This is a genomic window from Streptomyces sp. NBC_01197 (assembly GCF_036010505.1).
In the GTDB taxonomy this organism is placed as follows: Bacteria; Actinomycetota; Actinomycetes; order Streptomycetales; family Streptomycetaceae; genus Streptomyces.
In genome coordinates this window covers 7,561,116-7,573,256 of sequence record NZ_CP108569.1, presented here as the reverse complement: position 1 = coordinate 7,573,256, position 12,141 = coordinate 7,561,116, and the positions used below count along the sequence as shown (strand labels likewise).

Here is a 12,141-nt window from a genome sequence, read left to right as displayed (position 1 = left end):
TACTTCTGTGTTTCTGCTGGTCAACTCCCTGGCGGTGGAGAGTCTAGTGCCGGATCAGGCAACGTTTGCCCTGTCGACGACGGCGCGTAGACGCTGGTCGTCGGCGTGGCGGTTTCGCCAGATGATGTAGCGGCGGATCATGCTGCCCTGTTCCTTGTGGTCGACGTGCTCCGTGCCGTCGAGGGTGAAGTAGCGCAGGGCCGTGAACTGGGCCTCGATGCGGTTGAGCCAGGAGCTGTTGGTCGGGGTGTAGGCCATCTCGACGTTGTTCGCCGCAGCCCAGGTGCCGACCCGCTGGCACTTCTTCGTGGTCAGGTGCGGGGAGAAGTTGTCTAATGATCGCGAGCCGCACCTCGGGCGGGTAGAGGCTGCGCAGGTAGCGGCAGAACTCCAGGAACTGCGTCCGCCTCTTGATCGGCTTGATGTGGCCATAGAGCTTGTCCTTGCCCAGGTCCAGGGCCGCGAACAGGTGGCACACCCCGCCGTAGCAGTTGTAGGTCGCCCGCCGCCTGCGGCGCGGTTCACGGTCGGGGTCCTTATGCTTGCCACCGCGTTCGGCCCACTGCCGACCCGGATGCGGCATCAGATTGAGGGGCCCGAACTCGTCTATGCAGAAGAAGGCTTCGGGCTCGCCGTCCTCTGGTATGACCTCCTTGTCGGCGACGGCGTAGAGGTGCTCGACGCGTGCCTTCTTGGCCGCGTAGTCGGGGTCGCGGGAGGTCTTCCAGGTCTTCAGGCGTTGAAAGGAGACGCCTTCCTCGCGGAGCAGGATGCGCAGGCCCTCGTGGCTGATGTCGTCGACCACCCCCTCGGCAACCAGGAAGTCCGCCAGCTTGGTCAGACTCCAGGTCGAGAACGGCAGGTCGTGCTCAGTCGGCTTGGACTTGGTGTCGGCGTACAGGTGATCGTGCACCATCTCGTACGGATGAGAGTGCACCAAAGTTGATGCGGTGGCGGGTGGGTCCCGCGAGTGTTCTGTCATCGGTCACGGGGTGGTAGAGGGGAGGCTGAGGTGGTCTTGGACCCGCATCGCTGGCTGGAGTTGAGGCGGTTTCGCGGTCTGTACGAGTCCGGTGCGATGAGCCTGCGGGAGATCGCGAAGGAGACCGGGCTGAACCGTCGCACGGTCACGAAATACTTGTCGGGCGAGGCTCCCGTCGCGCCGCCGAAGCGCACGGCCGAGGGCCGACAGCAGCGACGGGCGGTCGACGAGGTGGCGCCGCTGATCGACGCGATGCTCAGGTCAGAGATCCTTTTGAAGGCATCGGTGATCCACGAGCGTCTGGCGTCGGAGTACGGGGTCACCATCAATTACCAGCGGGTCAAGATCTATCTTCAGGAGGCCCGGCCCCGGATTGCCGAGGATCTCGGTATTAGTCCGGGTGAACTGGCGGGTCTGCATCGCCGGTTCGAGGTAGTCCCGGGCGCCCAGGCCCAGTGCGACTGGGGCGATGAGGGCAAGATCCTCGCCCACGTGGGGATCCCGAAGGTCTACTCGTTCCATATGACTCTGTCGTACTCGCGTGATCCGTTCTGCTGCTTCACCACCAGCCAGGATCTGGCGAGCTTCTTCGATTGCCATCGGCAGGCGTTCGCGCACTTCGGCGGGGTGCCGATGACGATCGTCTACGACCGCACCAAGACCGTCGTGCGCCGGCACGTCGCACCGGGCGAGGCGGTCCCGCTGCACCCGGAAGCGGTCGCGTTCGCCGGGCACTACGACTTCGATATCGATGTCCTGGCCGCCTATCGGCCGACAGGGAAGGGCCGGGTCGAACGGCAAGTGCTGATCGTCCGAGACCACGTGCTGTCCGGACGGGCCTTCTCCTCGATCCAGGAGATGAATGCCGCCTTCGCCGCCTGGGTGCCGCTGCGGAGGGCGAAGGTGCACGGCACCCACGGCGAGGTCATCGGGCACCGGGCCGTGCGCGATCATGTGGCCCTGCGGCCGCCGCCGCCGACTCCGTATGTGGTCGCCCAGCGGCATCTGCGGCACGTCGGCAAGGACTGCCTGGTCGCCTTCGACGCGAACCTCTACTCGGTGCCAGCCCGCAAGGTCCGCCCCCGTCAACTGGTCGAGGTCCGGGCCACGAAGTCGCAGATCAGCCTGCACTCCACCGTCCCCGACGCCAGCGGCGGGACCCTCTTGGCTGTCCATCCGCGGGCAGTCGGCCGCGGCGCGCGTGTCGTCGACGAGAAGCACTGGGACGGCCTGCCCAAGGGCGACAACCGGCGCGTCACCACCGGCGACGTGGTCCCCCGGCCTCGCCATGACCAGCCACTGGGCCTCGAAGCCGGCCCGCTGCAAGCCCTGTTGAACCGGGCCGCAGCCGCCAGCGTCGAAGTTGGCCGCCGCCCGCTGTCCGTCTATGACGAACTGACCGGCACCCGCCCCTTCTCCACCCACCGCGCGACGAAGGAACGCTCTTGAGCCAGCTGACCGGCAACCGCATCCGCACCACGGCCGGCAAGCTCGGCCTGCCCCATCTCGCGGAGACAATCAACGAGTTCACCCGCCGGGCCGACGAGGCGAAGATGGGTTACCTCGACTTCCTCGACCTGGTCCTCTCCGAGGAACTCGCGGTCCGCGACGACCGTCGCTTCCGCCAAGGGCTGCGGACCTCGAAGCTGCCGCACCACAAGACGCTCGATGAGTACGACTTCTCCTTCCAGCCCGACCTCGACCCCCGCAAGGTCAAAGACCTCGCCACCCTCTCGTTCGTCGAGGCCAAGGCCAACGCGGCCCTGCTGGGCCCGCCGGGAGTCGGCAAGACGCACATCGCCGTCGCCCTGGCCGTCGCGGCCTGCCGGGCCGGCTACTCGATCTACTTCACGACCCTCGACGACATGGTCCGTCACCTCAAGACCGCCGAGGCCGCCGGACGGCTGGTCAATAAGCTCGGCACCTACCTGCGGCCCAGCGTCCTCGTGGTCGACGAAGTCGGCTACCAACCCCTCGAACGCGCGGAAGCGAACCTGGTCTTCCAGGTGATCTCCAAGCGCTACGAGAAGGGCTCGGTCATCCTGACCTCGAACAAGACCTTCAGCGAGTGGGGTCAGGTCTTCGGCGACGAGGTCCTCGCCACCGCCATCCTCGACCGCCTCCTCCACCACTGCGAAGTCGTCTCTATCAACGGCAACAGCTACCGGCTCAAGAACCGGCTCCAGGCCATCGAGCGGGACACAGACGTGGCCTGAGCGACCAGGAGGCCAATCGCAGAAGGTGAGCGAACGTGCCGACCACATCACAAATAGGACCCAGCTTGTCCTAGATCCCTAATACCGTCCCGCCCATGAGCCATGAAGACACGTCAGCATCCACGTTCCGCTACTCGGCTGTCACCTTCGACTGCCCTGACCCCGCTGAGCTGGCCCACTTCTACGGAAAGGCCCTCGGCCTGCCTGTGGTCCTCTCCACCGAGGATTTCATCCTGCTCGGCCGAGAGGGAGCTGCAGGACTGGGATTCAACCGGCTCACCGACTACCGCCGCCCCACTTGGCCGGATCCCTCCCAGGAGAAGCAGGCCCATATAGAACTAGGCGTCGACGACTTGGACGCCGCTCAGGCTCGCCTGCTCGCTCTGGGAGCCGTCAAGCCCGAATTCCAGCCGGACCCCGACCGGTGGCGGGTCCTGCTGGATCCCGCAGGCCACCCGTTCTGCATCTCCACCCTGGTCTGAGCACGACCGTCCCTCTGAGACTGGTGCACATTTCTCCGTACTTGGTGGAGCACTCAGAACAGTACGGGGACACTTGGCAATCTTCTTGATCTCGCAGCGCTCGGGCAGCGTGAAGATCTTCGGCCGTCCGCCCTTGTACTTCGGGTAGAGCGAGTGGAAGCCGTCGGTGTTGAAGTTGTGGATCACATCGCGGACCCGGTCGTCGCTGGTGAACGACACCTCAGCGATCCTCGCCACTGGCATGCCCTGCGCGGACAGCAGCACCATCTGAGCCCGCCGCCAGGTCACCACCGACCCAGTGCCCCTGCGGATGATCCGCAGCAGACGCCGCCCCTCGTCATCATCGCTCTCACGGACCCGCACACGTTCAGCCACACGACCATTTTGGCCAACCGATACCGCTCGGCGCAGCAACCAGACGACACGTCACAACGAGGCGAACGTTGCCTGACGCGGCACTAAACACTACACCACACCGGAGGTCTTCGCCTTCGATCAAGACCCCCGTGTCAACAACGTCCGTGATCAATACATCTAGTCCGTGTCCGTGTTTCCCGCCGGGTGGTGGTCGATCCAGGACAGGCTGCCTCGTTCGAGGCGGTGGCGGGCGCGGGTGACTGCTACGTAGGCGAGGCGGGCTTCGGTGTCGTCGATGGGCCCTGGCAGCGGCCTGCCCTGGTCGTCCTTTTCCTCGCTGTCTTTGGGCGGGTGGAAGTCGTCGGCGATGCGTACGTTCGGCCATTCGCGCCCTTTGGCTTTGTGGGCGGTGGTCACGGTGACCTGGGCATGGTGTTCGTCGACGAGGTGGCCGATGGCGGTGAGGATCGCGTCTGCCCCGTGCTGGTCGATGAGATCGACCAGGGGTTTCAGGTCGCCGCCGGTGGGGTCGCGGTCGGCGTAGTCCTGGAGCTCTCCCCAGGAGCGGAAGAGGATGAGTTCGGGGTGGCGGGTAGGGCGGCCATCTTTGAGGGCGCGGGCGGCGTGGGCGAGGGCTTGCAGGGATTTTCCGCCGCCGGCGAGGGCGACGCGGTGGCCGGTGTCGAGGAGGTTCATGACGTGGGTGATGGTGCCCACGTTGGTCCGGCACAAGATGGCGTCAGGCTGGGGCACGTCGGTGAGTTCGGTGGGGACGGTGTCGGAGCCCTGAAGTCGGATGGGGGCGTCGGCGATGGTGAGCCACCGGTTGGCTTCGGCTGCCAGGCGGGGGCCGAAGCGGAAGGACCGGGAGAGAGTCAGGGGGGTGCCGTTGAAGCCGGTCATGACGTCCTTGGCGCCGCGCCAGCCGTAGATGGCCTGGGCGGAGTCGCCGACCATGACGAGCTGGGCGTGGGCACGCTGGGCGTTGAAGGCCTGCTCGACAACGGGGTTGGTGTCCTGGGCTTCGTCGAGGAGGAGGTAGTCCGCGTCGATCTTGGGTTCGGTGAGGGCCCAGATCTTGAGGTAGTGGTCGTGTCCGAAGCTCACGGCGCCGTGTTCAGGGTGCTGGAGATCGGCCCATGCCTTGTGTGCGAAGGGCAGGACAGCGTCCGCCAGTTGGGTATAGCCCTGTCCTTCGAGGCCGCGGAGTTGGGGGATGTGGCGGCGGGTGATGACGGGGTCGGCTGAGTGGCAGAAGCGGGTCACGGCGTGCAGGGCGGCGTAGGACAGGGCTGCGGGGGTGATGTCGTGGTCCCCGATGCGCAGGGGCTGGGTGATGCCCAGGGCCCGGCCGGCTCTCCAGCCGCTTTGGCGGGGGCCGTTGAGGCGGGGCAGGTAGCGGTGGCCGGTGGCGGCGAAGGCCAGCGCGTGGGTGGTCTTACACGTGACGGTACGCGGGAATCGGGAGGTTGCGGCGGTGGCGATGTCCTTGCTGAAGGCGAGGTAGCGGCCGCGGCGAGGGGTGGCGGCAGCGAGCAGGGCCAGGGTGGAGGTCTTTCCGGTACCGGCGCCTGCCTGAAGGGCAAGGTGCTGGCCGGCACGGAAGGCGTCAGCGGCTGCGACCTGTTCGTCGGTGGGCTTCAGCACGGGCACTCCATGAAACGGATCGGTTCAAGGACGCGAACCGCGGCCGCCGGAATCGGCCGTGGCTGACGGCCCGGCTCGCTCGGGCCCGGCGAAGCAGAACCGATCCTGTGCGGGGACATGTCCTGGTCGGGGCGAGCGGAAGCTCGTGGGGTGGTGCGGGTCATGAACCGTTCCTGGGCCGACGGGAGGTGGTGGGCAGGCGAGGGTGCATGTGCTGATGGTGCAGGAGCGGGTCGAAAATCTCCCAGTCCGCGAGGGCGAGGTCGGCCGCGCCGGGGGCCGTGGCGTGGCTGGGGCAACGCTGGGTGCGCCAGCGCAGGTGCTCTGGGTACGGGAGCGAAGTGAGGTCGTAGACGGCCATCAGCGTTTCGGGCAGAGCCAGTTGTCCATGGCCGACGGGTGCTGGCATCAGGGTCCAAACGCCGGCCGGGCCTTGGGGGTCGAGGACGGGGCGGGGGCAGCGGTGGCGTCGGCGGGTCTGGGCCACGCACCGGATGTCCTCGATGGGGTGGCGGGCAAGGTAGCGGCTTTGGAGGAGCTGCACGACGGGCCGTGCCGGCTGGCACGGGGCCCCTGGAGACGGCGTGGGTTGTTCGGGCGGTGGGGAGAGGAAGCCATGGTCGAGAAGACGGCGGGTGCGCAGGGCGAGGCCGCGGCGTAGCTCGGTGAGCTGGGGGGTGAGCTGGGCGGGCGGGTCTTCGGCAGGGCAGAGGTCGGTGTGCGGGATGGAGCACCAGGGTGTGCCGTCGGCGTGGGGGTGAGCGGTGCCGGCGTAGACGTGCCAGCGGCTGGTTGCGGGGCCGGTACGGGTGGGTAGTTCGTGGGGGTGCAGGGCGATGAGGTGGTGGCCCGTGCGCGGGTACCAGTGGATGCGGTTGCCGCAGTGGCGGCAGGTGCCGGGCTGGGCGGTGCGCAGCAGGCGGGTGGGGCTGGTCTCGGCGACGCGCAGGACCCGTGGGCGGTGGGGGCGGAGGGAGCTGCCGTCCCAGTGGTGACCGGACGCGGTGGTGGGGTGCATGGCGGTGAAGGTGGCAGGCGCCGCGCCGTGCGGGAGGTGTCCGGGCGGTGGATGTCCCGCGTTTGGCCCAATCCATGGGAACGGGCGTGCGGTTGTCCGGCCTGATGTTCGGCCTGGTGAATGGATCGGGTGATTCCGCTCGGGGCTGGGCGGTGTCAGTCGGTGGGCTCGGCGGGAGGCTCGTGGTCCTCGCAGAGGGCGCCGAGTAGCTGATCGACAGGAACGCCGAGGGCGTGGGCCAGGGCGTGCCAGGAGGGGAGGGATCCGGTGGTGCGGCCCTGCTCGATTTCGATGAGGGTACGCCGGGAGAGGCCGCTGCGGCGGGCCAGTTCGTCGTAGGTCCATCCGCGCGCGCCCCGGAGCCGGGCCAGCTGCAGGCGCAGGGCGGCGAGGTTGGGGTCGGGCGGGAAGATCGTCACTCCACCATCCGACGGTGCAGACACCTGCCCTGTCAGTGCAGACCTCTGCCCTATTTGTGCAGGTGAGGGCCGAGGTGCGCAGGGCAGAGGTCTGCACTAAGGTGCGGGCCCGTCCCCCACTCCCGCGCCGCACGGCGGGAGCACACGCGCAGCGATGCGGAACACAGAGAAAGGTCCCGCCCGATGAGGCCCCGCACCCCCGAACCCCTGCGGTGCCGCACCTGGACCGTGGAACTGCGTCCGCACCAGGGCGACTGCGTACTCGTCTGCCCCCAGTGCACACCGGACGGTGGATCGTTCACCCTGCCCTCGGCGCGCGCCGCAGTCCTGGCGCACCTCGCCCGTCACGCGCGGCGTGATGCGCTCGCGCCGTATCTGCGGACCTGTCAGTGCCACGAGCGGGGCTGCCGCTGGCACCCCCGCCACCGCGGCTGCTCCGGCCCCGTCATTCTGGTCCTCGCCCGCGAACACAGCGGCCGCACTTGGCGCCTGGCAGACACCTGCACCGCCTGTGCCGCCGCCACCCAGCACGCCGCCATCGTCCCCGAGACCGACCCGGGCCCGAAGGCCGAGCCGCCCGCACCGGCCAGGCCCGCCGGCCCGGGCGGCCAGCCAGGGCCCCATGAGCAGGCGTGGGCGCTGGTGGGAAACATGCTGTCCTACCTGGCCGCCGCTCTCCCTGAGACCGTCACGCCACAAGCGCGCCTGCTCGCTGTGCAGGGCGCGCTGAGATCCGGCCGTACCGGACTCGTCCGTCTCCCCGGCGGTCTTCTTCGCAGCATGCGGATGAGCCGCCCGCCCGCCCTGGCGGAGGAGCTGCGGGAGGTGGGCTGGCTGGAGCTCGAGGGGCCCTGGCGGGGTGCCGCGATCACCGCACAACTGCTGGACGTCACCCTGCTGTTCCCGGAGCCGGCGCGGTCCGAGCGGCTGCGGGCCTGCGACTGGGCGCTACGGGTCGCGACGGTACCCGCGGTGCGCACTTTGCCGGTCTCAGAACGACTGGTTGCTCTGGCTCTGGCGGCTCACCGCTCCCCCGCAGGGCGCGCCGGACGAATCGATTCTGGGCAGCTTCACCGCGGGTGCGGGCTCGATCCCGTCGCCATGGAGGCTGCGCTCCGTCGTCTGGTGGACGCGTCCGTGATCGCAGCGTGGTGGTGGGACCTTGACGCGGATGAACTGTGCTGGATCAGGGCTGAGGTCAGGAGCGGGGCTGCGGCCATCCCACGACGCCTGGTGTAGCCATGCGGTCTTCCGGTGATGCCCACCAGGTGTCGTCCGTGGGCTGGTCGGTCGAGGTGGGCGGGGGAGGCTGGAAGAGCGGGTCCGGCTGGATACCGAGGGCGGTCACGGCGGCGATCTGCGATGCGGTCAACCTGGCTGTCTGTGTGCGGCATTTCTTGATCCAGCGGCCCAGGAGCACTTCGTCTCCCTGGAGGTCCTCGCGGTGAGCGAGGGGGACGTGGAGCTCCCCTTCGCGCTGGTGGAATTGCCGGGCGGCTCGTAGGCCTCGGTGGAAGGCGTACATACGGGGGCCGGAAGGAGGATGGAGCAGCATCGCGTGCGGGTGAGCGTGGGGGTGTTGGGCGGTGAGCTGGGCCAGGAGGCTGACCTGCTGGGGGTGCAGCTCAGGTTGGCAGGTGATCTGGTGGTCCAGCCAGGTGTCACCCAGCACAGAGCGGTCACGAGGGACGCGGTCCCGCGTGCCGCCGGGTATGTGGTCTGCGTCATGGCAGGGAGACTGCCGACATTTCCTCATAGTGGGATAGGTTTTTCTGCTATGAAGAACAAACCCGCCTACGCCATCGAGTCGGTCGACCACGCTCTGCATCTGGCGTCCCTGCTCCAGCAGGAGGGGCCGCTGCGAGTGACGGACGCGGCCGAACGCCTGGGGGTCTCGGCGTCCACAGCGCACCGCCTGCTGGCGATGCTGGTCTACCGGGACTTCGCGGAGCAGGGACCGGACCGGCTCTACCGAGCGGGAAAGGCGCTGCACCCCAGCGCGGTGTCGGAGGCTCCAGTCGCCCTCCTGCGGCAGACGGCCCTGCCCCATATGCACCAACTGGTGGATCGGGTGCAGGAGTCGACAAACCTGATGGTGATGGCCGGACCCGAGGTCCGTTTCATCGCCACGGTCGAATGCGAACAAATCCTGAGAGTCGGGGACCGGGCCGGCCGCTCCCTGCCTGCTCACCTCGCATCGGGCGGCAAGGCGATCCTGGCGACGTTTCCCGCCGATGAGCTGACTGCGTTGTATGACAGTGTCGACGGCGTTGACCTGCCCAAGCTTCGCCGCGAGCTCGGCTTGGTCCGCAAGCGCGGATTCGCGATCAACGACCAGCTCACCGAGACCGGACTCACCGCGCTCGGAGTGGTCGTTCGCGATCCGTCGGGCACCCCGGCAGCACTTTCCCTCGCTCTGCCGACCGCGAGGTTCGACCGTGAGCAGTTGCCCACCTGGATCGGCGCCCTGTCGGTAGCCATGGCGGCGATCGAACGCGACCTCACCATGATCTGAACCCGCCCGGCGACCAGCGCTTTTCAGCCAAAGGGGCCGAAATATGATCAAGACGCGGCCGGCCCACGGGAAAAGCGGCTTCCGCCTGGCGGTCAGTCCCCGTCGGAGAAAGCAACGCCGCCAACACTCGTTGAAACTTGGGATTGAACTCCCTGATGTGCCCCCGGTTCTCAGTACCTCCGGCCCCGCCGTCTCCCCCCTCGTATCAGGCCGTCGCAACCTGAAGCCTCATACTGGTGTGGTGAGCGTTTCGCATATCAAGCCCCATCTGCGATGTCTGTCCACCAGTGGCGCCGATCTCGGCCACGCGGTGGCGGAGCGGGCGATAGAGCCCGCTGCAGGGGTCTCGGACGTCGCACCGTTGCCGGTGGGCCCGCCGGTGCACGTACTCGTGGTCTATACCGGCCGGTCGGCTAATCTGCGCTGGTCGGCAGACGGGGCGGCTCGCCGGGAGCGGTTCCATACCGGAGAGGCGCTGGTCAATCCGGCTGGGTGGGCGTCGCGGCCTCGATGGCAGGACGAGGTTGAGCTGCTGCTGCTAGGGATCGATCCGGTGTGGCTGGAGAAGCTGGCAGCCGAAGGCGGGGCCAGAGGTCCGGTCGAGCTCGTCCCGCGGTTCCATTTCACCGATCCGCTGCTGAAGATGCTGGTGGAGCGGCTGGTGGCGGAGTATGCAGGCCCCGGCCCGGTGGACGCGCTGTATGCACAGTCGCTGGTCCAGGCCGCCGCGGCAGTGGTGCTGCGCGTCGCAGGTGAAGGCGGTACAGCGCCGGTCCGTGCGGGTGGGCTGTCACCGCGCCGTCTGGCCGAGGTCGTGGACTTCATCCACGCCAACCTCTCCCAGAAGGTCACATTGGCGGAACTGGCAGCCGTGGCGGGTGTGAGCGAGTCCCACTTCGCGCGGGTCTTCAAGGTGTCGACCGGACAGTCCCCCCACCAGTACGTGATGCAGCGACGCCTGGAGCACGCGCGGCGTGAGCTGACACGGTCCAGCAGGCCGATCGCAGAAATCGCGGCGGAGGCGGGATTCGCCGATCAGAGCCACCTGACGCGGATGATGCGGCGCCATGAGGGCACCACCCCGCAGGTGCTGCGGGACGGCAACGACGGGCTCTGACGATCCCGCGGGAGGTCAAGGGGCGGTTTGTTCCACCGGTGATCGGATCGTTCAAGATGCGCCACCCCTTCCGGTGTGAGTCTGTGGGACATGGCATGCCTTCGGTGTCCGCCAGGGCGTGCCCCGTCCCCATTCGGAACGCCGCAGGAGGGCCGTCATGGTCAACACCCCGGACAAGACGCTCAACGGCAAGGTCGCCTTCGTCGGCGGCGCATCCCGCAACCTCGGCGGGCTGATCAGCACCACGCTGGGCGCGGAGGGCGCTCTGGTCGCGGTGCACTACAACAGCGACTCCTCTCGGGCCAAAGCCGAGGATGTCGTCGCGCAGATCAACAAGGGGCCGGGCGAGGCGTTCGCAGTCCAGGCCGACCTGACCCAGGTCTCCGAGGTCGAGCGGGTCTTCGATGAGGTCGTGAACCGGTTCGGCCGGCTCGACTACAGCATCAACACCGCCGGCATGGTCCTGAAGAAGCCGCTCACCGAGATCACGGAGGAGGAGTACGACCGCATGTTCGCGGTCAACTCCAAGGCCGCGTTCTTCGTGATGCGAGAGGCCGCCCGCCGGATCGAGGACGGCGGGAAAATCATCACGATCGTCACCTCACTGCTGGCCGCCTACACAGGCCTGTACTCGTCGTACGCGGGCAGCAAGGCCCCGGTCGAGCACTTCACCCGGGCCCTGTCGAAGGAGCTGTTCGGCCGGAACATCTCGGTCAACACCATCGCCCCGGGACCGATGGACACCCCCTTCTTCTACCCGGCGGAGGATGACGACTCCGTCGCTTACCACAAGTCGTCCGCGATGAACGGCGACCTCACCAAGATCGAGAACATCGTGCCGTGGATCCGGCACCTGCTAACCGACGGCTGGTGGGCCAATGGCCAGACCCTCTTCCTCAACGGCGGCTACACCACCCGCTGACCGACGCCGGCCCGACGGGCGACGCGATCATCCGCCGCCTGCCGGGCCGGTCGTCCTTCTCCCGCACCGACCCCCGGAGGGACCCATGACCGCCCAGCTCACCGATCCCGCCGTGGCCGCGTTCGTCGACGCCCTCAACACCGGCGACCGCGACGCCTTCTTCGCCGCCCTCACCCCGGACGCCACCATGTCCGACGACGGCACCGACCGCGAACTGTCCTTGTGGACGGAGAAGGAGATCTTCACCTCGAACGGCCGCATGGACGTCGAGAGCGCCTCCTCCGACGGACGCACCCTCACCGCCGTCTACACCAACTCCACCTGGGGCAGCATGCGCACGCGATGGACCTTCACCGTCACCGGCGGCAAGATCAGCCGCTTCGAGACCGGCCAAGCCTGAGCCGGGCCAGCCCCTTGGGCCGACCCGTGACATCGCCCCCCCCCGCACCGCAGGGGTCGTACAGCC

12 protein-coding genes and 2 pseudogenes are annotated in these 12,141 nt (G+C 68.0%); 8 read left to right on the top strand and 6 right to left on the bottom strand.

Features of this window, described 5'->3' with window-relative positions; genetic code table 11:
- Nucleotides 1-54: 54 nt before the first annotated feature.
- A pseudogene (locus OG452_RS34625) lies at nt 55-889 on the bottom strand (IS630 family transposase); the annotation flags it as partial.
- Nucleotides 890-1,012: 123 nt separating this feature from the next.
- On the opposite strand from OG452_RS34625, the gene istA reads away from it, so the two are divergent.
- From istA to OG452_RS34610, 3 genes are all read left to right on the top strand, one after another.
- Nucleotides 1,013-2,431 carry an IS21 family transposase gene (gene istA, locus OG452_RS34620; RefSeq protein WP_327293546.1) on the top strand — a complete coding sequence of 473 codons (1,419 nt, stop codon included), beginning with the start codon at nt 1,013-1,015 and terminating at the stop codon, nt 2,429-2,431.
- Complete coding sequence (gene istB, locus OG452_RS34615) at nt 2,428-3,198, top strand: IS21-like element helper ATPase IstB (RefSeq protein WP_327293547.1); 771 nt, start codon at nt 2,428-2,430, stop codon at nt 3,196-3,198. The genes istA and istB overlap by 4 nt, the downstream gene beginning before the upstream one ends.
- A gap of 95 nt (nt 3,199-3,293) precedes the next feature.
- Complete coding sequence (locus OG452_RS34610; RefSeq protein ID WP_327293548.1) at nt 3,294-3,680, top strand: VOC family protein; 387 nt, start codon at nt 3,294-3,296, stop codon at nt 3,678-3,680.
- A 36-nt stretch (nt 3,681-3,716) separates the two neighbouring features.
- On the opposite strand, the pseudogene OG452_RS34605 reads toward OG452_RS34610, so the two are convergent.
- The 4 genes and pseudogenes from OG452_RS34605 to OG452_RS34590 all read right to left on the bottom strand — a co-directional run.
- Nucleotides 3,717-4,055 (bottom strand): annotated as a pseudogene (locus tag OG452_RS34605) (helix-turn-helix domain-containing protein); the annotation flags it as partial.
- 159 nt (nt 4,056-4,214) lie between these two features.
- On the bottom strand, nt 4,215-5,681 hold the full coding sequence (locus OG452_RS34600; RefSeq protein WP_327299465.1) for a UvrD-helicase domain-containing protein: 1,467 nt from the start codon (nt 5,679-5,681) through the stop codon (nt 4,215-4,217).
- Nucleotides 5,682-5,844: 163 nt separating this feature from the next.
- On the bottom strand, nt 5,845-6,702 hold the full coding sequence (locus OG452_RS34595) for a DUF6083 domain-containing protein (protein ID WP_327293549.1): 858 nt from the start codon (nt 6,700-6,702) through the stop codon (nt 5,845-5,847).
- 155 nt (nt 6,703-6,857) lie between these two features.
- A complete protein-coding gene (locus OG452_RS34590; protein ID WP_327293550.1) occupies nt 6,858-7,121 on the bottom strand; it encodes a helix-turn-helix transcriptional regulator in 264 nt (87 codons plus the stop codon).
- A gap of 183 nt (nt 7,122-7,304) precedes the next feature.
- Here OG452_RS34590 and OG452_RS34585 point away from each other — a divergent pair, with 183 nt between their 5' ends.
- Nucleotides 7,305-8,360, top strand: coding sequence for a hypothetical protein (locus OG452_RS34585; RefSeq protein WP_327293551.1), 1,056 nt, complete (start codon nt 7,305-7,307; stop codon nt 8,358-8,360).
- Here OG452_RS34585 and OG452_RS34580 read toward each other — a convergent pair.
- Nucleotides 8,320-8,793, bottom strand: a complete 474-nt coding sequence (locus OG452_RS34580; protein WP_327293552.1) for a helicase associated domain-containing protein — start codon at nt 8,791-8,793, stop codon at nt 8,320-8,322. The genes OG452_RS34585 and OG452_RS34580 overlap by 41 nt on opposite strands.
- 105 nt (nt 8,794-8,898) lie before the next feature.
- On the opposite strand from OG452_RS34580, the gene OG452_RS34575 reads away from it, so the two are divergent.
- The 4 genes from OG452_RS34575 (at nt 8,899) to OG452_RS34560 (ending at nt 12,075) form a co-directional block, all read left to right on the top strand.
- A complete protein-coding gene (locus tag OG452_RS34575; protein WP_327293553.1) occupies nt 8,899-9,636 on the top strand; it encodes an IclR family transcriptional regulator in 738 nt (245 codons plus the stop codon).
- A 241-nt stretch (nt 9,637-9,877) separates the two neighbouring features.
- Nucleotides 9,878-10,753, top strand: coding sequence for an AraC family transcriptional regulator (locus tag OG452_RS34570; RefSeq protein ID WP_327293554.1), 876 nt, complete (start codon nt 9,878-9,880; stop codon nt 10,751-10,753).
- A gap of 157 nt (nt 10,754-10,910) precedes the next feature.
- Nucleotides 10,911-11,675 carry an SDR family oxidoreductase gene (locus OG452_RS34565; protein ID WP_327293555.1) on the top strand — a complete coding sequence of 255 codons (765 nt, stop codon included), beginning with the start codon at nt 10,911-10,913 and terminating at the stop codon, nt 11,673-11,675.
- Nucleotides 11,676-11,760: 85 nt separating this feature from the next.
- A complete protein-coding gene (locus tag OG452_RS34560; RefSeq protein WP_327293556.1) occupies nt 11,761-12,075 on the top strand; it encodes a nuclear transport factor 2 family protein in 315 nt (104 codons plus the stop codon).
- The last annotated feature ends 66 nt before the right edge of the window (nt 12,076-12,141 follow it).

Bases quoted from the DNA above. Each gene is read 5' to 3' on its own strand.
- OG452_RS34560 (WP_327293556.1), top strand. From the start codon at position 11,761: ATGACCGCCCAGCTCACCGATCCCGCCGTGGCCGCGTTCGTCGACGCC.
- OG452_RS34595 (WP_327293549.1), bottom strand. From the start codon at position 6,702: ATGCACCCCACCACCGCGTCCGGTCACCACTGGGACGGCAGCTCCCTC.
- OG452_RS34610 (WP_327293548.1), top strand. From the start codon at position 3,294: ATGAGCCATGAAGACACGTCAGCATCCACGTTCCGCTACTCGGCTGTC.
- OG452_RS34565 (WP_327293555.1), top strand. From the start codon at position 10,911: ATGGTCAACACCCCGGACAAGACGCTCAACGGCAAGGTCGCCTTCGTC.
- OG452_RS34585 (WP_327293551.1), top strand. From the start codon at position 7,305: ATGAGGCCCCGCACCCCCGAACCCCTGCGGTGCCGCACCTGGACCGTG.
- OG452_RS34575 (WP_327293553.1), top strand. From the start codon at position 8,899: ATGAAGAACAAACCCGCCTACGCCATCGAGTCGGTCGACCACGCTCTG.